This is a genomic window from Streptomyces sp. NPDC051133 (genome assembly GCF_040682635.1).
GTDB lineage: Bacteria > Actinomycetota > Actinomycetes > Streptomycetales > Streptomycetaceae > Streptomyces.
Map to the genome: position 1 here is coordinate 30,750 of NZ_JBFBBK010000012.1, position 23,695 is coordinate 54,444.

General features: G+C 73.3%; 18 protein-coding genes. 2 read left to right on the forward strand and 16 right to left on the reverse strand.

Going from position 1 to position 23,695, the window contains the following annotated elements; all coding sequences use genetic code 11:
• Window positions 1-103: 103 nt before the first annotated feature.
• The 8 genes from tmk to bldG form a co-directional block, all read right to left on the reverse strand.
• A complete protein-coding gene (tmk, locus tag AB0N17_RS14715; protein ID WP_366011679.1) occupies window positions 104-3,412 on the reverse strand; it encodes a dTMP kinase in 3,309 nt (1,102 codons plus the stop codon).
• Between the two features lie 162 nt (window positions 3,413-3,574).
• Window positions 3,575-6,391 (reverse strand): type I DNA topoisomerase, encoded by a 2,817-nt coding sequence (gene topA, locus AB0N17_RS14720; protein ID WP_366011680.1) that lies wholly within the window; start codon window positions 6,389-6,391, stop codon window positions 3,575-3,577.
• A gap of 268 nt (window positions 6,392-6,659) precedes the next feature.
• Window positions 6,660-6,857, reverse strand: a complete 198-nt coding sequence (locus tag AB0N17_RS14725) for a hypothetical protein (protein WP_366011681.1) — start codon at window positions 6,855-6,857, stop codon at window positions 6,660-6,662.
• A gap of 322 nt (window positions 6,858-7,179) precedes the next feature.
• Window positions 7,180-8,700, reverse strand: a complete 1,521-nt coding sequence (locus tag AB0N17_RS14730) for a class I SAM-dependent methyltransferase (RefSeq protein ID WP_366011682.1) — start codon at window positions 8,698-8,700, stop codon at window positions 7,180-7,182.
• 64 nt (window positions 8,701-8,764) lie between these two features.
• The gene (locus AB0N17_RS14735; RefSeq protein WP_366011683.1) at window positions 8,765-9,361 is read right to left on the reverse strand and encodes a small secreted protein; all 597 of its coding nucleotides are present in this window, start codon (window positions 9,359-9,361) and stop codon (window positions 8,765-8,767) included.
• Between the two features lie 228 nt (window positions 9,362-9,589).
• Entirely contained in the window at window positions 9,590-11,995 is a 2,406-nt protein-coding gene (locus tag AB0N17_RS14740) for a sodium-translocating pyrophosphatase (RefSeq protein ID WP_366011684.1), read from the reverse strand.
• 317 nt (window positions 11,996-12,312) lie between these two features.
• Window positions 12,313-12,747, reverse strand: a complete 435-nt coding sequence (locus AB0N17_RS14745) for an ATP-binding protein (RefSeq protein WP_366011685.1) — start codon at window positions 12,745-12,747, stop codon at window positions 12,313-12,315.
• Window positions 12,748-12,901: 154 nt separating this feature from the next.
• Complete coding sequence (gene bldG, locus AB0N17_RS14750) at window positions 12,902-13,243, reverse strand: anti-sigma factor antagonist BldG (protein WP_010986038.1); 342 nt, start codon at window positions 13,241-13,243, stop codon at window positions 12,902-12,904.
• An 82-nt stretch (window positions 13,244-13,325) separates the two neighbouring features.
• Between bldG and AB0N17_RS14755 the strand changes: the two genes are divergently transcribed.
• Window positions 13,326-15,845 (forward strand): DEAD/DEAH box helicase, encoded by a 2,520-nt coding sequence (locus tag AB0N17_RS14755; protein WP_366011686.1) that lies wholly within the window; start codon window positions 13,326-13,328, stop codon window positions 15,843-15,845.
• Here AB0N17_RS14755 and AB0N17_RS14760 read toward each other — a convergent pair.
• From AB0N17_RS14760 to ssd, 7 genes are all read right to left on the reverse strand, one after another.
• On the reverse strand, window positions 15,745-16,215 hold the full coding sequence (locus AB0N17_RS14760; protein WP_366011687.1) for an Rv3654c family TadE-like protein: 471 nt from the start codon (window positions 16,213-16,215) through the stop codon (window positions 15,745-15,747). The genes AB0N17_RS14755 and AB0N17_RS14760 overlap by 101 nt on opposite strands.
• Window positions 16,212-16,550, reverse strand: coding sequence for a TadE family type IV pilus minor pilin (locus tag AB0N17_RS14765; protein WP_366011688.1), 339 nt, complete (start codon window positions 16,548-16,550; stop codon window positions 16,212-16,214). Before AB0N17_RS14765 ends, AB0N17_RS14760 begins: the two co-directional genes overlap by 4 nt.
• Before the next feature lie 22 nt (window positions 16,551-16,572).
• Window positions 16,573-16,773, reverse strand: a complete 201-nt coding sequence (locus AB0N17_RS14770) for a DUF4244 domain-containing protein (RefSeq protein WP_366011689.1) — start codon at window positions 16,771-16,773, stop codon at window positions 16,573-16,575.
• Between the two features lie 242 nt (window positions 16,774-17,015).
• On the reverse strand, window positions 17,016-17,792 hold the full coding sequence (locus AB0N17_RS14775; RefSeq protein WP_366011690.1) for a type II secretion system F family protein: 777 nt from the start codon (window positions 17,790-17,792) through the stop codon (window positions 17,016-17,018).
• 127 nt (window positions 17,793-17,919) lie between these two features.
• Window positions 17,920-18,765 (reverse strand): type II secretion system F family protein, encoded by an 846-nt coding sequence (locus AB0N17_RS14780; protein ID WP_366011817.1) that lies wholly within the window; start codon window positions 18,763-18,765, stop codon window positions 17,920-17,922.
• A 7-nt stretch (window positions 18,766-18,772) separates the two neighbouring features.
• Window positions 18,773-19,987 (reverse strand): TadA family conjugal transfer-associated ATPase, encoded by a 1,215-nt coding sequence (locus AB0N17_RS14785; RefSeq protein ID WP_366011691.1) that lies wholly within the window; start codon window positions 19,985-19,987, stop codon window positions 18,773-18,775.
• The gene (gene ssd / locus AB0N17_RS14790) at window positions 19,984-21,090 is read right to left on the reverse strand and encodes a septum site-determining protein Ssd (RefSeq protein ID WP_366011692.1); all 1,107 of its coding nucleotides are present in this window, start codon (window positions 21,088-21,090) and stop codon (window positions 19,984-19,986) included. Before ssd ends, AB0N17_RS14785 begins: the two co-directional genes overlap by 4 nt.
• Window positions 21,091-21,684: 594 nt before the next feature.
• Here ssd and AB0N17_RS14795 point away from each other — a divergent pair.
• Window positions 21,685-22,515, forward strand: coding sequence for an HAD-IB family hydrolase (locus AB0N17_RS14795; RefSeq protein ID WP_366011693.1), 831 nt, complete (start codon window positions 21,685-21,687; stop codon window positions 22,513-22,515).
• A 342-nt stretch (window positions 22,516-22,857) separates the two neighbouring features.
• Here AB0N17_RS14795 and AB0N17_RS14800 read toward each other — a convergent pair whose 3' ends face one another.
• On the reverse strand, window positions 22,858-23,682 hold the full coding sequence (locus tag AB0N17_RS14800) for a Fic family protein (protein ID WP_366011694.1): 825 nt from the start codon (window positions 23,680-23,682) through the stop codon (window positions 22,858-22,860).
• Between the last annotated feature and the right edge of the window lie 13 nt (window positions 23,683-23,695).

Here is a 23,695-nt window from a genome sequence, read left to right on the forward strand (position 1 = left end):
GTCCTTCCGTCACACTCCGCGTTCTGCGTCCATTGTGCGGGTGGGCACCGACAACCCGGTGCGCTCGCCCGGCGACGGGGACGCGTCCGGCGGGCGCCGGACCTCAGCCCCGCCGGCCGCGGCCCCTGCGGTCCCGCTCCTCGTCGTGGTCGCCGTGGTCCGGTTCGTCGTACGACCCCAGCAGCTCGTCCGCCAGCGTGGGCAGGTCGTCCAGCGGGGTCTCCTCGGCCCAGTCGGGACGCGGCCGGCGGCGGGGCGTGCCGTCGGCGTCGAGCTGGGGCATCTCGCGCGTGCGGTCCTCGGAGCCGTCGGGGCCCGAGCCGGTCCGCTCGTCCCGGAAGAAGCCGGACGGCATCCGGTCCGCCGGGGCCTCGCCCCGCACGGGCGGCAGCACGGCCGTCTCGTCGGCCGCCCCGGAACCCACCGGCGGCAGCACGGCCGTCTCGTCCGCCGCACCCGGAGACACGGCGGGCAGCACGGCCGTCTCGTCCGCGGCGCCCGCGGCCGCCGGCGGCTGCGGCAGCTCGGCGGTCACCTCGGTGTCGGAGGGGGACTCGGACCGCCGCGCCGAGCGGCCGTCGTCCGCGCGGTCCGCGCGGTCGTCGCGCACCGGACGCAGCACCGCCGTCTCCTCCACGGCCGGCTCGGGCGCACGCGCACCCGCCTCCCGGCCGCCCGGTGACACCACCGGCGTCGGGACCGTCGCCGCGTCCGGGACCACTCCCGGCGCCGTCGGCCGCGGGCCGCTGGGCCTGCGGGCCGCCGCGTCGGCCGCCACCGCGGCCTCGGTCGCCTGCCGGCGGGCCTCCTCGGCACGCAGCAGCGCCTCCTCGGCCTTCCGCTGCGCCTCCAGCCGCCGTGCGTCCTCCTCGGCGCGCAGCCTGGCCTGCCGGGCCTCTTCCTCGGCGCGCTGCCGCGCCTCCTCCTCGGCCTGCTTGCGGCGCCGCTCCTCCTCGGCCCTGCGGCGGGCCTCCTCCTCGGCGCGGGCCTTCTCCTCGGCGAGCAGCCGCTGCCGCTCCTCCTCCGCTCGCCGGGCGGCCTCGGCGGCCCGCTGCCGGGCCTCCTCGGCCTGCCGTTCGGCCTCGCGGCGCTGCGCCTCCTCCAGCTCGCGGCGCTTGCGCTCCTCCTCCTCGGCACGGAGCTTGGCGAGCTGCTCCTGGCGCTCACGCTCCAGGCGCTCCTCCTCGGCCTTGCGCGCGGCCTCCTCCTCGGCCTTGCGGCGGGCCTCCTCCTCGGCCTTCCGCCGGGCCTCCGCCTGGGCCTCGATCTCGGCCTCGGACAGCGGCAGCACGGTGTCGAGCCGGTGCCGGATCACCGTGGTGACGGACTCGGGCTCCTGGCCCGCGTCCACGACCAGGTAACGGCCCGGGTCGGCGGCGGCCAGCGTGAGGAAGCCGGCCCGTACGCGCGCGTGGAACTCCGCCGGCTCCGACTCCAGCCGGTCCGGAGCCTCGGTGAACCGCTCGCGCGCGGTCTCCGGGGACACGTCGAGCAGAACGGTGAGGTGCGGGACGAGCCCGTTGGTGGCCCAGCGGTTGATGCGGGCGATCTCCGTCGGGGACAGGTCCCGGCCGGCCCCCTGGTAGGCCACGGACGAGTCGATGTAGCGGTCGGAGATCACGACGGCGCCACGCTCCAGCGCGGGGCGTACGACGGTGTCGACGTGCTCCGCGCGGTCGGCGGCGTACAGCAGCGCCTCCGCGCGGTGCGACAGGCCCGCCGAGGACACGTCCAGCAGGATCGAGCGCAGCCGCTTGCCGACGGGCGTGGCCCCCGGCTCGCGGGTGAGCACGACCTCGTGGCCCTTGCCGCGGATCCACTCGGCGAGCGCCTCGGCCTGGGTGGACTTGCCGGCGCCGTCGCCGCCCTCCAGGGCGATGAAGAAGCCGGTGGCCGCCGGGGCGGTGTCCGGGTCGTCGCCGCCGAGCAGTGCGTCCTTCAGGTCCTGGCGCAGCGGGATGCCGGAACGGTCGTCGGCCTTGGCGAGCACCAGGACCGCCACCGGCAGCAGCAGCGCGCCGACCAGCATCAGCGTGAAGGAGGCGCCGCCGTGGGCGAAGACGAACCTGCCGTTCTCCAGCCGGTGCCGGCCGATCAACCCCGCGACCACGGGGGCGACGACCACGCCGAGCGCTATGAAGACCCGGACGACCGCGTGCAGGTGCTCGGTGATCCGCGGCCTGCGGAAGTCCTCGGTCTCCTGGTCGAGCAGGGTGTGCCCGGTGTTGGCGGCCACGCCCGCGCCGGCCCCGGCCAGCGTGACGATCAGCACCACCGTGGTGACGTCCGGGACCAGCCCGGCGGCCAGCAGCGCGATACCGGTGAAGGCGATGGCGAGGGCCAGCAGCCGGCGGCGCGAGAGCGAGGGCAGCAGCGAGGGGGCCGTACGGATGCCGACGGCCACTCCCCCGGTGAGGCCCAGCACCAGCAGGCCGTACAGGACCGGGCCGCCGCCCATGTCCTTGGCGTGCAGCACGCACACCGAGACGGCCGCGGCGATCGCCCCCGCGACGGCGGCGCAGGCCGGGACGAGCAGCGGGATGGCGCCCGTACGGCCCTTGTCGACGCCGGCCCCGGTGCGCGGGCGGCGCAGGCCCTCCAGCGGGGACCGCGGGCGCGGGGTGCGCGTGCCGGGCAGCTCCAGGAAGGTCAGCACGGACAGTGAGGCCGCGAACAGGCCCGCCGCCACGTACGACGCGAGGGCCGCCTGGTGCTGGTCGAACCAGGCCACGCCCGTGCCCAGCAGGTTGTTCAGCAGGGAGGCGACGACCAGGGCGGCGGCGGCCAGCGGGACCGCGAGGAAGCCGGTGCGCAGCGCGAGGCGGCGCAGCGCGTCCAGGTGGTCCGGCAGCGGCCGTACGGTCGCCCCCTCGGGCGGCGGGGCGGGCAGCAGCGCCGGGGCCGCGCTCTCCCGGCACACCGTCCACAACCGCTCGGCGACGCCCGTGACGAACACGGTGACCAACAGGACCGCCAGTGCGTTGTCCGGGGTCCAGTCGATCCACAGCGGCGCGACGATCAGCAGCGCGGCGCGCACGCCGTCGGCGCCGACCATGGTCCAGCGGCGGTCGAGCGGGCCCTCCTGGGCGGTGAGCGTGGTCAGCGGGCCGAGGAGGACCGCGCCGAACAGCAGCACGGCGAGGATGCGCGCCGCGAAGACCGTCGCCACTGCGAACGCCACGCCCCGGTAGCCACCGCCGAACGCGCCCTCGGTGATCGCCGCCTGGAGGGCGAGGACGACCAGGACGAGGAGGGCGAGGGTGTCTCCGACACCGCTCACCAGCTGCGCGCTCCACAGGCGCCGCAACTGAGGTCGGCGCAGCAGAGAACGGACGGCACGCTCGCGGGAGTCCGCGACCAGGGTGTCGTCCGGGGCTGTGGTGTGGGCCGTTGGCTGCTCGGCTCGCGTCATGCGTTCAGCCTATCCGCAGGCACCGACACCACACCTCGCCCGTCCTGACATGAACGCGCCCCGACATCAAAGTGATGCCGGGGCGTTCGCTCTGCGAAGCCTGACCGGGCGCTCCGGCTCGCCGGGCCGGAGCGCCGGCCCGCCGGAGTGCCGGCCGGGGCGTCAGCCCTCGGCGCCGGAGGCCGTCGCCTTCTTGGCCGCCGTCTTCTTGGCCGTGGTCTTCTTCGCGGCGGCCGTCGTCTTCTTGGCCGCCGTCTTCTTGGCGGCGGTCTTCTTCGCCGGGGCCGCCTTCTTGGCCGGCGCCTTCTTCGCGGTCTTCTTGGCGGGGCCCTTCGCGCGCTTTTCGGCGAGCAGTTCGAAGCCGCGCTCCGGAGTGATCGTCTCGACGCTGTCACCCGAGCGGAGGGTCGCGTTCGTCTCGCCGTCGGTGACGTACGGGCCGAAGCGGCCGTCCTTGACCACGACCGGCTTGGCGGAGACCGGGTCCTCCCCGAGCTCCTTCAGCGGCGGCTTTGCGGCGGCCCGGCCGCGCTGCTTCGGCTGGGCGTAGATCGCCAGCGCCTCTTCGAGGGTGATCGTGAAGAGCTGCTCCTCGGCCTGGAGCGAGCGCGAGTCCGTGCCCTTCTTCAGGTACGGGCCGTAGCGGCCGTTCTGCGCGGTGATCTCCTGGCCCTCGGCGTCGGTGCCGACGACGCGCGGCAGCGACATCAGCTTCAGCGCCTCGTCGAGCGTCACCGTGTCGAGCGACATCGACTTGAAGAGCGAGGCCGTGCGCGGCTTGACCGCGTTCTTGCCGGTCTTCGGGGTGCCCTCGGGGAGCACCTCGGTGACGTACGGGCCGTAGCGGCCGGCCTTGGCGACGATCTGGTGGCCCGTCGCCGGGTCCGCGCCCAGCTCGAAGTCGCCACTGGGCTTGGCCAGCAGTTCCTCGGCCAGCTCGACGGACAGCTCGTCCGGCGCCAGGTCGTCGGGGATGTCGGCGCGCTGGTGCTGCTCGGTGTCCTTCTCGCCCCGCTCGATGTACGGGCCGTAGCGGCCGACGCGGAGCACGATGTCGTTGCCCACCGGGAACGACGACACCTCGCGCGCGTCGATCGCGCCCAGGTCCGTCACCAGCTCCTTGAGGCCACCGAGGTGGTCCCCGTCGCCGTTGCCGGCGTCGGCCGCGGCGCCGGTGACGTTGCCCTCGCCGAAGTAGAAGCGCTTCAGCCACGGCACGGCCTTCGCCTCACCGGCCGCGATGCGGTCGAGGTCGTCCTCCATCCGGGCGGTGAAGTCGTAGTCGACGAGCCGCCCGAAGTGCTTCTCCAGGAGGTTGACCACGGCGAAGGAGAGGAAGGACGGCACGAGGGCCGTGCCCTTCTTGAACACGTAGCCGCGGTCGAGGATCGTGCCGATGATCGACGCGTACGTCGACGGGCGGCCGATCTCGCGCTCTTCCAGCTCCTTGACCAGGGACGCCTCGGTGTAGCGGGCCGGGGGCTTGGTGGCGTGCCCGTCGACCGTGATCTCCTCGGCGCTCAGGGCGTCGCCCTCGGCGACCTGCGGCAGCCGGCGCTCGCGGTCGTCCAGCTCGGCGTTCGGGTCGTCGGCACCTTCGACGTAGGCCTTCAGGAAGCCGTGGAAGGTGATCGTCTTGCCGGAGGCGCTGAACTCGACGTCCCGGCCGTCGGCGGCGGTGCCGCCGATCCGCACGGTGACGGAGTTGCCGGTCGCGTCCTTCATCTGGGAGGCGACGGTCCGCTTCCAGATCAGCTCGTACAGCTTGAACTGGTCGCCGGTCAGGCCGGTCTCCGCGGGCGTGCGGAAACGATCACCCGAGGGACGGATCGCCTCGTGCGCCTCCTGGGCGTTCTTGACCTTGGCGGCGTACGTCCGCGGCTGCGGCGGCAGGTAGTCGGCGCCGTACAGCTGCGTGACCTGCGCGCGGGCCGCCGCGACCGCCGTGTCGCTCAGCGTCGTGGAGTCCGTACGCATGTACGTGATGTAGCCGTTCTCGTACAGCTTCTGAGCGACCTGCATCGTCGCCTTCGCGCCGAAGCCGAGCTTGCGGCTGGCCTCCTGCTGCAGCGTCGTCGTACGGAACGGGGCGTACGGCGAGCGGCGGTACGGCTTCGACTCGACCGAGCGCACCGCGAACCGCGTGCTCTCCAGGGCGGCGGCGAGCGCGCGGGCGTTCGCCTCGTCGAGGTGGAGGGTGTTCGCGCTCTTGAGCTGCCCCAGGGAGTCGAAGTCGCGGCCCTGCGCGACCCGCCTGCCGTCGACGGTCTGCAGGCGGGCGACCAGCGACGACGGGTCCGACGGATCCCCGGCGCGGCCGGTCGCGAAGGTGCCCGTCAGGTCCCAGTACTCGGCGGAGCGGAACGCGATGCGCTCGCGTTCCCGCTCGACGACGAGACGGGTCGCGACGGACTGCACGCGGCCGGCCGACAGCCGGGGCATGACCTTCTTCCACAGGACCGGCGAGACCTCGTAGCCGTAGAGGCGGTCGAGGATGCGGCGGGTCTCCTGGGCGTCGACCATGCGCTGGTTGAGGTCGCGCGGATTGGCGACGGCCTCGCGGATCGCGTCCTTGGTGATCTCGTGGAAGACCATCCGCTTGACCGGGACCTTGGGCTTCAGGACCTCCAGGAGGTGCCACGCGATGGCCTCGCCCTCGCGGTCCTCATCGGTGGCGAGGAAGAGTTCGTCGGAATCCTTCAGCAGGTCCTTGAGCTTCTTGACCTGGGCCTTCTTGTCGGCGTTGACGACATAGATCGGCTCGAAGTCATGGTCGACGTCCACACCGAGGCGGCGGACCTCGCCGGTGTACTTCTCGGGCACCTCCGCGGCGCCGTTGGGGAGGTCGCGGATGTGCCCGACGCTCGCTTCGACGACGTAGCCGGGGCCGAGGTAGCCCTTGATCGTCTTCGCCTTGGCAGGCGACTCGACGATGACGAGTCGGCGGCCGCCCTGTGCGGTCTCGCTGGTCGGGGACAACTTCGCTCTTCTCTCCGGTCGACGCTGGGGCCTCCCCAGGGCTTCCTCCCGGGGTCGCGGCGTGCTGGTGGCTCGTGTGACGCTGCGGAGTGTGACGGTACATCCCGCTCCCGTGTCAAACGGGAAAAGCCCACAACGGCCACTCGAACGGTAACCCGACTACCGCCCTTCCTGCCGCCCGGACCACCGGGTACCCCCTCGTCCCCTGTCCGGAGCGTGATGCTCCCCTTACTGTCGCGGCACCGCCGCGGACCGGTGCCCGCCTATGTCAGAGGCGGGACAGGCAGTACACACCGAGGGCAAGAGCGACCGTCCCGGACACGCTCGCGAGGGTGGCCGATGCGACCCGGTTCACACCGTGGGCCACCGGCTCGCCCCGCCTCAGGCGCACCCCGGTCCATGCCAGCAGAGCGCCTCCGAACAGGGCGAACACCACCCCCGCGAAGATCGCCGACTCGCTCTCCATGCCCGCCCGCCCCTCCGTGCCACCCGGCTCCGCCCAGCGCCGGGAGGGTGGCACGCGCGGGCGACGGGCGGGCGACATCGGGGTGAACGGAAGGCCGACTCTTTTTCGCATGCCCGTTCGAATCGCATCGGCCGTCCCTCCGCTCCCATATTTTTCCGGCCGTTTTACGCACCGGCGCGTTCCGCCCCCCGCCACCGGCTACGACGATGATCCGCGGGCGGCTACGACGGCACGGGTATCCGGCGTACGGCACCCGTGCCCCGGCGCGGCCTGCGGCTCAGTCGGGCGCGGCTCAATGGGGCGCGGCTCAGTGGGGCGCGGCTCAGCGCGCCGGCTCCAGATAGCCCTGCTCCACCAGCAGCCGGATCTGCGCCGGGGTCCGGTCGCGGAGCACCACCGGGTCCTCGCCCATGAGCTGGGCGATGGCGTCCAGGATGCGGCCCGCGCTCAGTGTGCCGTCGCACACACCCGCGAACCCGGCGCCGACCGTGTCCACCTTGGTCGCCCGGCGCATCCCGCGGTGCTGGCGGAGCACCACGTGCTCCGGGTCCTCGGCGCCGGGCAGCCCGACCTGCTCCTGGACCACTTCGGCGGCGAGCGTGAAGTGACTGTCGAGCAGCGCCGCGTCGTCGTGCTCCCGGAGATAGTCGAGCCGCTCGAAGTGCGCCCTGATCGCGTCCCCGAGGGGCTGCTCGACCGGGTGCGGCCACTCCTCCACGGTGATCGAGGGCTCCGCCGCCCCCGTCCTGCGCAGGGTGATCCAGCCGAAGCCGACCGCCTTGACCTTGCGCGCCTCGAACTCGTCGAGCCAGGCGTCGTAACGCGCCTGGTACTCCGCCGGGTCCCCGCGGTGGTCACCGGCGTCCCTCAGCCACAGCTCGACGTACTGTGTGACGTCCTGCACCTCGCGCTGCACGATCCAGGCATCGCACCCGCGCGGCACCCACGACCTGAGTCTGTCCTGCCAGTCCTCCCCCGCGACGTGCTGCCAGTTGGCGAGGAACTGCGCGAACCCGCCCTCGTTCAGCCGTTCCCCCGCCTGCTGAACGAGCGAGCGGCACAGATCGTCCCCGCCCATGCCGCCGTCCCGGTACGTCAGCCGGGCTCCGGGCGAGATCACGAAGGGCGGGTTGGACACGATCAGGTCGAAGGTCTCGTCGTCCCGGACCGGTGCGAACAGCGAGCCCTCGCGCAGCTCGGCGGCGGGAGCGCCGGAGAGCGCGAGCGTGAGCGCCGTGATGTGCAGCGCGCGCGGGTTGAGGTCGGTCGCCGTCACGCGCGTGGCGTGCTGGGCGGCGTGCAGGGCCTGGATGCCGGAGCCGGTGCCGAGGTCCAGGGCGGACGCGACGGGCGTGCGGACGGTGATGCCGGCGAGGGTCGTGGAGGCCCCGCCGACGCCCAGCACGACCCCTTCGTCGCGCTGTCCGATGCCGCCCGCGCCGCCCACCGCGCAGCCGAGGTCGGAGACGATGAACCAGTCCTCACCGCCGGGACCGCCGTAGGGCCGTACGTCGACGGTCGCGGCCACCTCGTCGGCGCCCACCCGCGTGAGCCAGCCGGCCTCCAGGGCGTCCTCGACGGGGAGGACGGCGGCCACGCGCGCGTGGGCGACCGGCTGCTGCAGCAGGAACAGCCGTACGAGCGTCTCCAGCGGCGTGTCGCCGCGGGTCGCCCTGAGGGCGGGCACGGTCTCGCTGCGGCCCAGCGCCGCGTACGCGGGGGCGCCGAGCAGGTCGAGCAGCCCGTCGGCGGTGAAGGAGGCGGCCAGCAGCGCGTCCCGCAGACGCGCGGCGGTGTCGGTCCGGTCGGAAGCGGGCAGGGAGGCGAGTCCGGAGTCAGTCACGCCCCCATTGTGTCCCGCGCCCCGCCCCGGCGACCTCCCCGCACACGCCCGGCGGAGCCGGAGGTCAGCCCGCCGACGGCGCGGCCGAAGCCGAGATCTTCTTGCAGCTGGCCTGCTCGGCTATCGCGTCCTTGACCTCGCCCTGCTGCAGCTTCGTCAGCGACTCGGTGCCGGCCTGGTGCTTCTTCTCCAGCTCCGTCATCCGCGCGGCGACGTCCTGCAGGCCCGAGGCGAACTTCCCCTGGTTCTTGGTGTCCAGTCCGTCGACCTGCTTCTTCAGGTCGCCGTACGACGCGGCCAGGCTGTTGAAGCTCTTCACGACGTCCTGCAGCCGCTTCGCGCCCCCGTCGACCCCGGGAGGCGCTCCCGCACCGCTGATGGAGGTGGCGATCGCCTTGTAACCGTCGGCCATGTCCTGGAAGGCCTTCGAGTCGGTCTTCTGCAGCGTCTCGGGCTTGGCGGTGTCGGCGGCCGTGGTGCTGATCGCCGCGTTCGCGGCCTTGATCTTCGCGTCCTGCGCGGGCACCGCGTCGCACACCGTCTTGGCCCAGGCGACCAGCTTGGGGTCGGGCCCCTTGTCGCCGCCGCTGCTGGTGCATCCCGACAGCGCCACCACCAGTACCGCACCGCCGGACAGCGCGGCCGCGAGCTTCTTGTTCACCGGATCGGTCCCTTCCATGGCTCTCGGGCCCCGGACCCTACACGGCGGACGCACACGCTCCCCACGCCGTACGCCCCCTAAGGCGCTCTTTGTGACTCTTCGCACCATGCGAGGGACATCCCGCGAGAGATGGCTCACGGCCCGGGCGTCCGCGCACACGCGGGCGGGCGGGCCGCACGTCAGTACGTGCGGCCCGCCCGCCCGTTGAGCGGACTATCCCGAGCCGGGCTACGAAACCACCGCGGTGTCCGGTGAGTTGGAGACCCGCTCGGCCTTCTCCTCGTCGCCCACGGCGATTCCGCGCCGCTTGGAGACGTACACGGAGACGACGATCACCAGCAGCGCGAAGACCGCGATCAGGATCCGCACGGCCATGTTCTTGTCGTGGCCGTAGGAGAACTTGATCACCGCCGGCGCGATGAGCAGGGACACCAGGTTCATGACCTTCAGCAGCGGGTTGATCGCCGGTCCGGCGGTGTCCTTGAAGGGGTCGCCGACGGTGTCGCCGATCACCGTGGCCGCGTGGGCCTCACTGCCCTTGCCGCCGTGGTGGCCGTCCTCCACCAGCTTCTTGGCGTTGTCCCAGGCGCCGCCGGAATTGGCCAGGAACACCGCCATCAGCGTGCCCGCGCCGATCGCGCCGGCGAGGTAGGAGCCGAGCGAGCCGACGCCGAGCGTGAACCCGATGAAGATCGGCGCCATGACGGCGAGCAGGCCGGGCGTGGCCAGCTCCCTGAGGGCGTCCTTGGTGCAGATGTCGACGACCTTGCCGTACTCGGGCTTCTGGGTGAAGTCCATGATCCCGGGCTTCTCCCGGAACTGCCGCCGCACCTCGAACACGACCGAACCCGCCGACCGCGACACGGCGTTGATCGCCAGTCCGGAGAAGAGGAAGACGACCGCGGCGCCCGCGATGAGGCCGACCAGGTTGTTGGGCTGTGAGATGTCCAGGGACAGGCTGAGCGGCGCCCCCGGACCGGTGAGCTTCGCCCCGACGTCGCTCACGTTGGTGGTGATCGCGTCGCGGTACGACCCGAACAGCGCCGACGCGGCGAGGACGGCGGTGGCGATGGCGATGCCCTTGGTGATGGCCTTGGTGGTGTTGCCGACCGCGTCCAGGTTGGTGAGCACCTGCGCGCCCGCGCCCTCGACGTCACCGGACATCTCGGCGATGCCCTGCGCGTTGTCGGAGACCGGCCCGAAGGTGTCCATGGCGACGATCACGCCGACCGTGGTGAGCAGGCCGGTGCCGGCCAGCGCCACCGCGAACAGCGCCAGCATGATCGAGGTGCCGCCGAGCAGGAACGCGCCGTACACGCTGAGCCCGATGAGCAGCGCGGTGTAGACGGCGGACTCCAGGCCGACCGAGATACCGGACAGGACGACGGTGGCCGGCCCGGTGAGGGAGGTCTTGCCGATGTCCCGGACCGGGCGGCGGGTGGTCTCGGTGAAGTAGCCGGTCAGCTGCTGGATGACGGCGGCGAGCAGGATGCCGATGGCCACCGCGACCAGGGCGAGGATCCGCGGATCGCCGTCCTTGCCCTTGATGGCCGCGTCCGTCACACCGCTGAGGCCGGAGTACGTCGACGGCAGATAGACGAAGACGGCGACGGCGACCAGCGCGAGGGAGATCACCGCGGAGATGAAGAAGCCGCGGTTGATCGCGGACATGCCGCTGCGGTCGGTGCGGCGCGGGGCGACCGCGAAGATGCCGATCATCGCGGTGATCACGCCGATGGCGGGCACCAGCAGCGGGAACGCCAGCCCGGCGTCACCGAAGGCGACCTTGCCGAGGATCAGCGCGGCCACCAGGGTGACGGCGTACGACTCGAAGAGGTCGGCCGCCATGCCCGCGCAGTCGCCGACGTTGTCGCCCACGTTGTCGGCGATGGTCGCGGCATTGCGCGGGTCGTCCTCCGGAATGCCCTGCTCGACCTTGCCGACCAGGTCGGCGCCGACGTCGGCGGCCTTGGTGAAGATGCCACCGCCCACACGCATGAACATCGCGATCAGGGCGGCGCCGAGGCCGAAGCCCTCGAGCACCTTCGGCGCGTCGGCCGCGTACACCAGCACCACGCAGGAGGCGCCCAGCAGGCCGAGCCCCACCGTGAACATGCCGACGACGCCGCCCGTGCGAAATGCGATCTTCATCGCGGTGTGCGAGACGGTGGTGAGATCCTTTTCGGGTTCGCCTTCGGCCGGGGTGGCTTCCCGGGCCGCCGCGGCGACACGCACATTGCTGCGCACGGCGAGCCACATGCCGATATAGCCGGTGGCCGCCGAGAACGCCGCTCCGATCAGGAAGAACACCGAGCGTCCGGCACGCTGATTCCAGTCGTCCGCGGGCAGCAGCATGAGCAGGAAGAAAACGATCACGGCGAATACGCCGAGCGTGCGCAACTGCCGGGCGAGATACGCCTTGGCGCCTTCCTGGACCGCCCCGGCGATCTCCTTCATGCTGTCGGTGCCCTCGCCGGCCGCCAGCACCTGGCGCACCAGGATGCCCGCGACCACCAGTGCGGCCAGGGCGACGGCCGCGATCACGGCCACCATGACCCGGTTGTCGTCGGTCAGGACCGCGGCTGCGAGGGAAGTGGGGTGACCCAACTGATGAGGGGAAGAAAGCCCCGCCATTCGTCCTCCTTGACGCTTGGGCTGAGCTCAAGATGTGGACGGATTCTAGGTACCCGCGGTTGATCGCAACAGAGCACGGTAAACGGAATTGGCCTCAACCGGCTCAGCAGGAAAATGATCGAGGTCGCACCGAGGAACCCGAATGGAGTAATGCCCTCGGGGCATTGACGCGACACATTGGCGCTTGATCAAAGCGGCAACGATTGATCGTGAATTCCTTCACGAATTCCGCGGGCGCCGGGACGGCGGGCCGGAAGGGGCCCGGAAATGCAGCGAGGGCCCTGCTGAGCAGGGCCCTCGGGAGTGTGCGCGACGCGTCAGAGAAGCGCCGTGACCGGCGGGGTGGTCGGCCAGGTCATGCGGATCAGACCGCCGTTCTGCCCGGTGGTGACCTCCACGTCGTCGACGAGGCCGCTGATGACCGCGAGGCCCATCTCGTCCTCCTCGGCCTCGATGTCACCGTCGGGCGCGTCGCCGGGCGTGTCGCCGCCCGGAGCGGCGTGCGGAGCCTCGTCGCCGACCTCGATGGAGAACTGTTTCTCCTCCTCGATCAGCGCGACCTTCACCGGTGAGGTGATGTCATGGCTCTGGTGCAGTCCGACGGCGCGGGAGCAGGCCTCGCCCACGGCGAGCCGGACCTCGTCCAGCACGGCCTCGTCCACCCCGGCCCTGCGCGCCACCGCTGCCGCCACCAGCCGGGCGGTCCGGACGTGCTCGGGCAGCGCGCTGAAGCGGAGTTCGACGGTGGCCATGCATCCCCCTCGCGACTACGGGCGTGCGGTCGGGGGCGGGCCCGCCGAGAGCCGTACCCCCTGGTGTGCTTCAGTGCCCCGGGCCGGCTGCCCGGGACGGGACCGACCGGCGTACGGGCCGCGCGCAGCGGCCCGCCGCCGGGAACGGTCCGGGTCAGTCGGTGGCCGCCACCGCTTCCTCGACCGAGGTGTGGATCGGGAACACCTTGGTGAGGCCGGTGATGCGGAAGATCTTCAGAATGCGCTCCTGGTTGCAGACCAGGCGCAGCGAGCCCTCGTGGGCACGCACTCGCTTCAGACCGCCGACCAGCACGCCGAGACCGGTGGAGTCGAGGAAGTCCACGCCCTCCATGTCGACGACGAGGTGGAAATTGCCGTCGTTCACCAGCTCGACCAGCTGCTCGCGCAGCTTGGGCGCGGTGTATACATCGATTTCGCCACCGACCTCGACGACCGTACGATCGCCGACGGTACGGGTCGACAGGGACAGGTCCACGGATCCTCCAGCACCTTGCTATCGAGCGGTCGCCTCTCGGGCACCTCGGCTTGCCACGCCCGGAAACGCATCGCCAGCCGCGATGGCATTCAATCACTTACCGGCAGGCGTGCACGACGCCTTGGCTCCATTGTCCGTCACGCCGGTGACACACTCGGTGCCGATGGCCAAGAATCACCGATCCGATCGACCCCCGGCGAACCCGGCTTCCGGCCCGTCTCCAGGCACGGTTCTGGGCCGACTCGCCTCCGGGCCGAGCCGGGCTGCGCGCATCACTCATACGGAGCACTTGCCCCCGCGCGCGGGCCGCCATGCCGTCTGGCCTGACCGGATTCGGTCCGAGGTGATCGCGGCCGTCCAGGAGTGCGGGATCGAGCACCCCTGGGCGCATCAGGCGCTGGTCGCCGAGCACGCCCTGGACGGCGACTCGGTGGTGGTCGCCACCGGCACCGCCTCCGGCAAGTCCCTCGCCTATCTCGTCCCCGTCATGTCCACCCTCCTGGACGGCTCCGAGGCTCCGAACGGCCGCGGTGCCACGGCGCTGTACCTGGCCCCCACCAAGGCACTCGCGGCGGACCAGTGCCGTTCGGTGAAGGAACTTTCACAATCTTTGGGCCATGCCGTACGGCCGGCCGTGTACGACGGCGACACCCCCTTCGAGGAACGGGAGTGGGTCCGGCAGTACGCCAACTACGTCCTGACCAACCCCGACATGCTGCACCGCGGGATCCTGCCCTCCCACCCGCGCTGGTCCTCCTTCCTGAAGTCGCTGAAGTACGTCGTCGTCGACGAGTGCCACACCTACCGGGGCGTGTTCGGCTCGCACGTCGCCCAGGTGCTGCGCCGGTTGCGCCGTCTGTGTGCCCGCTACGGCGCCTCGCCCGTGTTCCTGCTGGCCTCCGCCACCGCCGCCGAGCCGGCCGTCGCCGCCCGCCGGCTGACCGGCCTGCCGGTGACCGAGGTCGCCGACGACGCCTCCCCGCGCGGGGAGCTCGTCTTCGCCCTCTGGGAGCCCCCGCTCACCGAGCTGCACGGCGAGAAGGGCGCACCCGTCCGGCGTACCGCCACCGCCGAGACCGCCGATCTGCTGACCGACCTCACCGTGCAGGGCGTGCGCTCGGTGGCCTTCGTACGCTCCCGGCGTGGCGCCGAGCTGATCTCGGTGATCGCGCAGGAGCGACTCGCCGAGGTCGACCGCTCCCTGGTCCGGCGTGTCGCGGCCTACCGAGGCGGCTATCTCCCCGAGGAGCGCCGCGCCCTGGAACGCGCCCTGCACTCCGGCGACCTCCTGGGCCTCGCCGCCACGACGGCCCTGGAGCTGGGTGTGGACGTCTCCGGCCTGGACGCGGTGGTGATCGCCGGCTACCCGGGCACCCGCGCCTCCCTGTGGCAGCAGGCGGGCCGTGCGGGGCGCTCGGGACAGGGCGCCCTGGCGGTCCTCGTCGCCCGCGACGACCCGCTGGACACCTTCCTGGTCCACCATCCCGAGGCCCTGTTCGACCGGCCGGTGGAATCGACCGTCCTCGACCCCGACAACCCCTACGTCCTCGCCCCGCACCTGTGCGCCGCCGCCTCGGAACTCCCGCTGACCGAGGAGGACCTGGACCTCTTCGGCCCGGCCTGCGCGGATGTGCTGCCGCAGCTGGAGGCCGCGAAGCTGCTGCGCCGCCGTACGAAGGCGTGGCACTGGACCCGCCGGGAGCGCGCCGCCGACCTGACCGACATCCGCGGCGCGGGCGGCCGGCCGGTGCAGGTCGTCGAGGCGGGCACCGGCCGGCTGCTCGGCACGGTCGACGCGGGTGCCGCCCACTCCTCGGTGCACGAGGGCGCGGTCCACCTGCACCAGGGCCGCACCTACCTGGTGCGCCACCTGGACCTGGAGGACTCGGTCGCCCTGGTCGAGCAGGCCGACCCGCCGTACTCCACGGTCGCCCGCGACACCACGGCGATCTCCGTCCTGGAGACGGACACCGAGATCCCGTGGGGCGCGGGCCGCCTGTGCTACGGCTCCGTGGAGGTCACCAACCAGGTGGTCTCCTACCTGCGCAGACGCCTGATCACCGGCGAAGTGCTCGGCGAGACGAAACTCGACCTCCCTCCTCGTACGCTGCGCACCCGCGCGGTGTGGTGGACGGTCACCGAGGACCAGCTCGACGAGGCCCGGATCACCCCGGAGATCCTCGGCGGCTCCCTGCACGCCGCCGAGCACGCCTCGATCGGCCTGCTGCCCCTCTTCGCGACCTGCGACCGCTGGGACATCGGCGGTGTCTCGATCCCGCTCCACCCCGACACGCTCCTGCCGACGGTCTTCGTCTACGACGGCCACCCCGGCGGAGCGGGCTTCGCCGAACGCGCCTTCCACACCGCCCGGTCCTGGCTCGCCGCCACCCGCGAGGCCATCGCCTCCTGCGAGTGCGAGGCCGGCTGCCCGTCCTGCATCCAGTCCCCCAAATGCGGCAACGGCAACGACCCGCTGCACAAACGAGGGGCGGTCCGGCTGCTCACGGTGCTGCTGCGGGGCGCTCCGGGGGAGAACGAGGCGGAGAACGCGGAAACGAGCGTGGCGGAGCCGACGCCTCCGGGGCGGGTGCCTCGCCGCTGAGCGGGGGCGGTACGGGCCCCGCGGGCCCCGCTCTGGCCCTGACCTCCGCCGCGAACGGCCCGCGTCCCGCGGCTGCCGTGACCTCGGAGGTCTCCCCCACGATCGCGCACCGCACGAGCCGTACCCCTTGGGCCGCCGCCACCCGCTCGGCCCGGGCACAGGCCGCCGCGCCGCCCTCGGCCCAGTGGTCCGCCGCCGCGAGTGCCGCCAGGTCCGCGCCGCCGGCCGCCCGGTGCCGTACGACGACGGCCTGTCCCAGAGCGAGCACGGCGCCGAACACCAGGCACAGCACCGCCATCGCCCCCAGGCTCCAGACAGTGGCCGACCCGCGGTCGGAGCACCGACGGTCCCGCGCCCGCCCCCGCGTCACGGCCCCGCTCCCCTCGCGCCCACCGTGTCCTCCGCCAGGGCCACGGCCTCCTCACGCACCTCGAAGGGCAGTCCGCTCAGCACCGGCGGTCTGGCCACCACCGACACCCGGACCTGGTCGCCCTCGCGGCCCACGGTCACCCGCGCCCCGCGCGGCGCCGCTTCCCGGGCCACCGTCACCACCGCGTCGGCCGGATCCTGACGGGCGGCGGCCCGGGCGCCCGCGCGGGCGGCGTCCACGCACTGGATCTGCGCCGCCACCACGAGCAGCCCCCAGACCAGTGCCATCGTGAACGCCACCAGCACGCACAGCACCATGGCCGCCTCCGCGGTCACGAACCCCCGGTCCGCCCCTCGCTCACATGCGCGCACTGAGGGCCTTCTTCACGATGCTCTGCAGTTCCTCCCGGACCTGGCCGCTGGTGACGACCTCGTAGAGCAGCAGCGCGAACCCGACCGCCGCGATGATCCCCATCGCGTACTCGGACGTCACCATTCCGGCGTCCGCCCGGCCCCTGGCCCGCAGCCGTACCGCCACTTCCCTGATCTTCCTGCGCATTCCAACCCCCGTGAGGTTCCGTTCCGTCACTGGTCGTCTTCGCCGCCGGCCGTCTTCGCCGCCGGTCGTGTTCATCGCCGGTCGTGTTCATCGCCGATCGTGTTCGTCGTCGGTCGTCTTCGCTGATGCGTGCGTCGTCCTCGCTGCCGGTTTTCTTCGCTACCGGTCCTTCGCGGTCACCTCCACCGCATCCGCTTCCGTAGGTCTCACCTACCTCACCTGCCTCACCTGCCTCACCTGCCTCACCTGCCTCCCACCACCCCGCCCGCGAGACCGATCACCACGGGCAGCACGCCGACCGCGACGAAAGCGGGCAGGAAGCACAGGCCCACCGGCGCGGAGATCAGCACCGCAGCGCGCCGCGCCCGGGCCGTCGCGGTGCGGGCCCACTCCGCGCGGGCGTCCGAGGCGAGCCGGGCGACCGGCACGGCCGCCGGGAGTCCGGTCTCGTCGGCCCGCTCCAGGAGCCGTGCCAGCGTCCCGGCGCCGGGCAGCGCGGCCAACTGCCGCCAGGCGACCGCCGGCCGGCCACCGAGCCGTACCTCCGCCGCGCCGCGCGCCAGCGCCTCCCCCACCGGCCCGCCGAGCGCCTCCCCCACCGCCTGCGCGGCGATCACGGGCCCGGCACCGGCCGCGATGCAGGCGGCCAGCAGGTCGGCGGCGAGCGGAAGCCGGCGCGCCGCTTCGGCGGTGCCGGCCGCCTCGGCCTCGTCCGCCACCCGACGGCTCTGCCACCGCCACAGCAGGGCGCCCGCCCCCAGCCCCAGTACGGCCCCGGTGACACCGCCGACCAGCACCCACGCGCCGCATGCCGCTCCGGTCGGCGGCAGCCACCGGCGCACCGCGCCCGCGATCTCGAACGTCCGCCCGCGCTCCCGGACTTCCAGGCCCAGCAGCTCGGCCATCCGCCGCCGTGCCCGGCGCCGCCGCCGAACGGTCTCCAGCCACCGGATCCCCCAGCCGAGAGCCAGCGCCACGACCCCGGCCGTCCCCAGTCTGTGGACAACTTCTCCGCTCATCCCGCTCGTTCTCCCTCCACGCCCCGCTCCCCTGCCACGCTCCGGACCGTCCCGCGCATCCCGACGGCCTCAGTACCGGCCTCGGCCGGCCCGGCCCGGGCCGCGGCCGCTCCCGCCCGGGCGCCCCTCACACCGCCTCCGCTCCCCGCACGATCCGCGTCGCCCACCACATCCCGGCAGCCTCGAAGGCCGCCCCGGTCACCAGGCAGCCGAACCCGGCGCCGGTGTGGAGCAGGACGTGCAGTGGGTCGGCACCCATGGCCGCGCCCAGGAGCAGGGCCAGGGCGGGCAGCGCCGCGAGCATCAGTGCCGTGACCCGGGCTCCCGCCAACTGGGCTCGCAGATCCGCCCGTTGATCACGCTCGGCCCGGAGAGCCGCGTCCAGGCGGTCGAGGCCGGCCGCGAGCCCGGCGCCCTGGTCGACGGCCACCCGCCAGCACGCGGCCAGTCCGAGCAGGCCCTCGGCGCCCGGCTGCCGGGCCGCCGCGGCGAGCGCGCCGGGCACGTCCCCGCCGAACCGGGCCGCCGCGACCACGGACGCCTGCGCGTCCCCGAGTCCGCCGGAGTCCCGCGCGGCCCGCAACAGCGCCTCACCGGGCTGCCGTCCCGCCCGCACCTCCCCGGCGAGGGCTCCGCACAGGCCGATCACCGCGTCCACCCGCCGCTCACGGGTGTGCCGGGCCTGCCGCGTCAGTCGTACCCGGCGCAGCACCGGCACCCCGGCCGCCCCCGCGGCGACCGGAAGCACCGAGGAGCCCAGCAGGGCGAGCAGCAGCCCGGCCACGAGCACCCACCACTCGGGCCCCACCCGGGAGCGCAGCCGGAGCAATTCCGCACGGGCCCGCTCCCAGGAAGGCGGGCCGGTGGCCACCACCCCGCCGCCCGCGAGGAGCAGCCGCGCCCGCCGCATCCCGTGGTGCCCCGCACCCAGCAGCCAGGCCACGGCGCCGAGGCAGACCAGCGCGGCCCCCATGGACGTCTCACCGTTCACGTGCGCCCCTCTCCCCCGCGTCGCCCGCCCCGCCAGATGCGCCGAGCAGGTGTTCCAGTCGCTCCCAGCCGCGCTCCCGCACGAACGCCCGCTCGCCCCAGCTCAGGGCGGGCACCGTCCGCACCAGCCCCGTGGCGCCCCGCTCCAGCACGTGCACCTCGGCGATCCGGCGCCGCCCGGACCGGTCCCGTACGAGGTGCAGCACCACGGAGAGCGCCGCCGCCAGCTGGCTGTGCAGTGCGGCCCGGTCGAGTCCGGCGGCCGTGGCCAGCGCCTCCAGCCGGGCCGGCACGTCCCCGGCCGCATTGGCATGGACTGTGCAACACCCGCCTTCATGACCCGTGTTGAGCGCGGCGAGCAGATGCACGACCTCGGGGCCGCGCACCTCGCCGACGACCAGCCGGTCGGGCCGCATGCGCAGCGCCTGCCGGACGAGGTCCTCGAGGGTGACCAGACCGGCGCCCTCCTGGTTGGCGGGCCGGGTCTCCAGCCGGACGACGTGGGGGTGGTCGGGGCGCAGCTCGGCGGAGTCCTCGGCGAGCACGATCCGCTCGCCCGGTCCGACCAGGCCCAGCAGGGCGCTCAGCAGGGTCGTCTTGCCGCTGCCGGTACCGCCGCTGACGAGGAAGGACAGCCGGGCCGCCAGCAGGGCGCGCAGGATCCGGTCGCCGCCGGGCGGCACGGTGCCGGCCGCGACCAGTTCCTCCAGCGTGAATGCGCGGGGCCGCACCACCCGCAGGGACAGGCAGGTGCAGCCGACGGCTACCGGGGGCAGCACCGCGTGCAGCCGGGTTCCGTCGGGCAGCCGGGCGTCCGCCCAGGGCCGTGCGTCGTCCAGCCGGCGTCCGGCCACCGCGGCCAGCCGCTGCGCGAGGCGCCGTACGGCCGCCGCGTCGGGGAAGGTCACCGAGGTCGGCTCCAGGCCGCCCCCGCGGTCGACCCAGACCCGGTCGGGCGCCGACACCAGGACGTCGGTGACCGCCGGGTCGGCGAGCAGCGGCTCCAGGGGGCCGCTGCCGACGAGCTCGGACCTGAGGTGCTCGGCGGCGCCGAGGACCTCCGCGTCGCCGAGCACCCGGCCCTGTTCGCGCAGGGCCTGCGCCACGCGCGCGGGGGTGGGTTCGGCGCCGCTCTCGGCCAGCCGTCGCCGGACGCCGTCGAGCAGGGCAGCGCCGTCGGCCCGGTCGAGTCCGGGGAACGTCATCGGGTGCCTCCCGCCTCGACCAGCGCACGCTCCCAGAAGTCCGCGCAGAAGCGGGCGAGCGGGCCGCGCCCTGCAGAGCCGGGTGGTTTTACGCCGCCCCGCGGGCGCACCAGCGCCGGTTCGACGGGCACCTCTCCGGCCAGCGGCAGGCCGAGCAGCCGGGCCACCTCCCGCTCGTCCAGGCCGGGCGGGTACGGCCCGCGTACGGCCACGCGCACATCGCGCACGACCATGCCGACGGCGGACGCGACCCGCCCGGCGGCGGCCACCGCGCGCAGTTCGGCGGGAACGACGAGCAGGGCCAGGTCGAGCTGGGCGAGGGCTTCGGCGACGCCGTCGTCGAGGCGGCGGGGCAGGTCGACCACGACCGTGCCGCCGCGCCGCCGGGCCGCCGCGAGCACCGCCCGCACGGCCTGGGACGGCACGGCGACGCAGTCCCCGCGGTCCCAGCTGAGCACCCGCAGCGCGTGCAGCTCCGGCAGCGACTCCTCCAGGGCACCGCCGCCGACCCGGCCGCGGGAGGCGGCGAAGGCGGGCCAGCGCAGACCGTCGGCGCTCTCCCCGCCGAGGAGTACGTCGAGTCCGCCGCCCAGCGGATCGGCGTCCACGAGGAGCGTGCGCAGGCCCTCGCGCGCGGAGGTGACCGCGAGCGCACAGGCGAGCGTGGACGCACCGGCCCCGCCCCGGCCGCCGATCACGCCGACGGTGAGCGCCGGGCGGCCCACACCCTCGGCGACGTCGGCGATGCGGTCGACCAGCCACTGCTCGCCGTCGGGGAGCATCAGGACGTGGTCGGCGCCGATCTCGACGGCTCGTTTCCACACCCCCGGGTCGTCCTGGTCACGGCCGACCAGGACCACTCCGCGCCGGCGCGGGGCCCCGCGGACCCGGCGGGCGGCGTCGTCGCCGACCAGCACGAGCGGGGCCGCCTGCCAGCCGTCGCCGTTCTCCGGTGGGCCGTGGCGCACCTCGGGCGTGGCGCCCGCGGCCGCGCACAGGCGCAGCAGATCGTCCAGGAGACCGGCGTCCTCGGTGACGATGAGCGGCCGTCCCGGCCGGTCCGCGGTGCCGGGCGGCGGGTCGTGGGTGACGGTTCCGGACACGTGTGTTCCCCCTTCGCTGCGTGTTCCGCGCAGCCTCCGCGGCCACGCGATTCCCCAACCTGTGGAGAACCGCCGAGCGGTCCCCATAGGAGCGGCCGACAGAATCCGGCCAAACGCACTCCGGCAATCGGAACCGGCCATGAACTCGCCACGGCCGGAGCGCGCTGGAATCACGGTGCAGCGATCCGGGAAATCGTGTGGATCTTGGTCGAAAACCGTGGACAACTCGGTGCCTGTGAATATCTCCGTCACCCATACCGGTGACCCCTGCAGCGGCCCGTGTACGTCTTTCCACAGAGCAGCCCTGCGATTACCTTGAGTAACCAATCATGGACATGCAGAAAGGGCGGCCGCAGCGGCCGCGACGCAGGCCTCGCGGCCGCACGGAGAAAGAGGGAGGAGGGAAAAACCCGTCCGGACATGCGACGACCCCCGCCGGGGGGGAGAGCGGGGGTCGTCTCCACGGCCGACTCGGGGGGGGGAGGAGCCGGACCGGGTTAGCACGGTCGCGAACGATCCGTGACTTCCATGGTGTACCCGAGAGCCCTCTCAGGCAAACCCACGCGCCCACCTTACGCCGAATGGGCTGCGCCTATGCTCAGGGGCGTGGAAAACCACTCCTTGCCCCGCGCAGCAGCCTTCTTCGACCTGGACAAGACGGTCATTGCGAAGTCGAGCACGCTCACCTTCAGCAAGTCCTTCTACCAAGGCGGGCTGATCAACCGCAGGGCCGCGCTGCGTACCGCATATGCCCAGTTCGTCTTCCTGGCCGGAGGCCTGGATCACGACCAGATGGAGCGCATGCGCGAGTACCTGTCCACGCTGTGCCGCGGCTGGAACGTGCAGCAGGTCCGGGAGATCGTCGCCGAGACCCTGCACGACCTGATCGACCCGATCATCTACGACGAGGCCGCCTCCCTCGTCGAGGAGCACCACACGGCGGGCCGGGACGTGGTGATCGTGTCGACGTCGGGCGCCGAGGTGGTCGAGCCGATCGGCGAGCTGCTCGGTGCGGACCGGGTGGTGGCCACGCGCATGGTCGTCGGCGACGACGGCTGCTTCACCGGCGAGGTGGAGTACTACGCCTACGGCCCGACCAAGGCCGAGGCGATCCGCGAGCTGGCCGCGTCCGAGGGCTACGACCTCGAACGCTGCTACGCCTACAGCGACTCCGCGACCGACCTGCCGATGCTCCAGGCGGTCGGCCACCCGCACGCCGTGAACCCGGACCGCGCGCTGCGCCGCGAGGCCGTCGCGCGCGGCTGGCCGGTGCTGGAGTTCCGCCACCCGGTTCCGCTGAAGAAGCGGCTGCCCACCCTGTCCGTGCCGCCCCGCCCGGCACTGGTCGCGGCGGCGGCCATAGGGGCGGCGGCCGCGACCGCCGGCCTCGTCTGGTACGCCAACCGGCGCCGCAGCACCGCCTGAGCGGCGCCCGTTTCGCCCTCGTTCGCACCCGAAAGTAAAGAAGTGCGGGCGGGGGTTCCGCTTCCCGGGGGCGCGCGGTACAAAGAACTCAGGCCCGCGAGACCAAAGGACATCCGCGAGGATCACCTACTACTACGCACTTGGCCCACGGACCCCCGCATGAACACCGGGCACCCACGCGACGTCGACCCGTCGATTACGGGCCAGCCGCACCAGGTGACGGGCAAAGTCCCCGACCTGATGGGCACATATCGAGGACGCTTGGTAACCCGGTGAACATGCCAGCGGCGGTACGAGCACTCGTACCGCCGCAACCCTGTTCAGGGACTTCTCCGGGCGCCCTCAGGCCGCCCCGCGCTGCAGCGCCTCGCACACCGCCGTCGACTCGCGCACGCCCAGTTCCACGGCCCGCCCGCAGTGGGTGATCCAGGCCGCCATGCCCTCGGGGGTGCCGGAGACGTATCCGTCCAGTGCGGCCAGGTAGGCGGCGCGCCCCAGCTCGGCATGGCCGACCTCGGCGGGGCAGACCGCCTTCGGGTCCAGGCCGCTGCCGATCAGCACGATCCGCTCGGCCGTGCGCGCGACCAGCCCGTTGCCGGAGACGAACGGGCGCAGCGCGAGCAGTTCGCCGTGCACCACGGCGGCCGTCACCAGCGCGGGCGCGGACGTACCCGCGATGATCAGGCCGGCCAGCCCCTCCAGCCGGCCGGAGACCTCCTGGGCGTCCGGCAGGGGCAGCTCGATCAGCGGCTCGTCGACCGCCTCACCGGGCTGGCGCGGCCTGCCCACCTCGTCGCCGTCGCCCGCCGCGGCCACCAGATGCAGCCGGGCCAGCACCCGCAGCGGTGACTGCCGCCAGATGGAGAGCAGCTGTCCCGCCTCGGCCGACAGCCGCAGCGCCGCGCCCACGACGCGCGCCTCGGCGTCGGCGCCGAAGTCGGTGCGCCGCCGCACCTCCTCCAGTGCCCAGTCGGCACCGGACAGCGCCGCGGAGCCGCGGGCGCCGCGCAGTGCGGCCTCGGAGCTGATCTCGTTGCTGCGGCGCCGCATGACCCGGTGCCCGTAGACCCGGTCCACGGCCTTGCGCACGGACTCCACGGACTCGGCCACACCGGGCAGCGAACCCAGGGCCGCGAGCGGATCGGCGGTCGCGCCTGTCGTACTCATGAGTACGACCCTA

Coding starts and splice junctions, on each gene's coding strand:
- tmk (WP_366011679.1), bottom strand. CDS start 3,412: ATGACGCGAGCCGAGCAGCCAACGGCCCACACCACAGCCCCGGACGAC.
- AB0N17_RS14725 (WP_366011681.1), bottom strand. CDS start 6,857: ATGGAGAGCGAGTCGGCGATCTTCGCGGGGGTGGTGTTCGCCCTGTTC.
- AB0N17_RS14740 (WP_366011684.1), bottom strand. CDS start 11,995: ATGGCGGGGCTTTCTTCCCCTCATCAGTTGGGTCACCCCACTTCCCTC.
- AB0N17_RS14745 (WP_366011685.1), bottom strand. CDS start 12,747: ATGGCCACCGTCGAACTCCGCTTCAGCGCGCTGCCCGAGCACGTCCGG.
- AB0N17_RS14755 (WP_366011686.1), top strand. CDS start 13,326: ATGGCATTCAATCACTTACCGGCAGGCGTGCACGACGCCTTGGCTCCA.
- AB0N17_RS14770 (WP_366011689.1), bottom strand. CDS start 16,773: ATGCGCAGGAAGATCAGGGAAGTGGCGGTACGGCTGCGGGCCAGGGGC.
- AB0N17_RS14775 (WP_366011690.1), bottom strand. CDS start 17,792: ATGAGCGGAGAAGTTGTCCACAGACTGGGGACGGCCGGGGTCGTGGCG.
- AB0N17_RS14780 (WP_366011817.1), bottom strand. CDS start 18,765: ATGGGGGCCGCGCTGGTCTGCCTCGGCGCCGTGGCCTGGCTGCTGGGT.
- AB0N17_RS14785 (WP_366011691.1), bottom strand. CDS start 19,987: ATGACGTTCCCCGGACTCGACCGGGCCGACGGCGCTGCCCTGCTCGAC.
- AB0N17_RS14795 (WP_366011693.1), top strand. CDS start 21,685: ATGCTCAGGGGCGTGGAAAACCACTCCTTGCCCCGCGCAGCAGCCTTC.
- AB0N17_RS14800 (WP_366011694.1), bottom strand. CDS start 23,682: ATGAGTACGACAGGCGCGACCGCCGATCCGCTCGCGGCCCTGGGTTCG.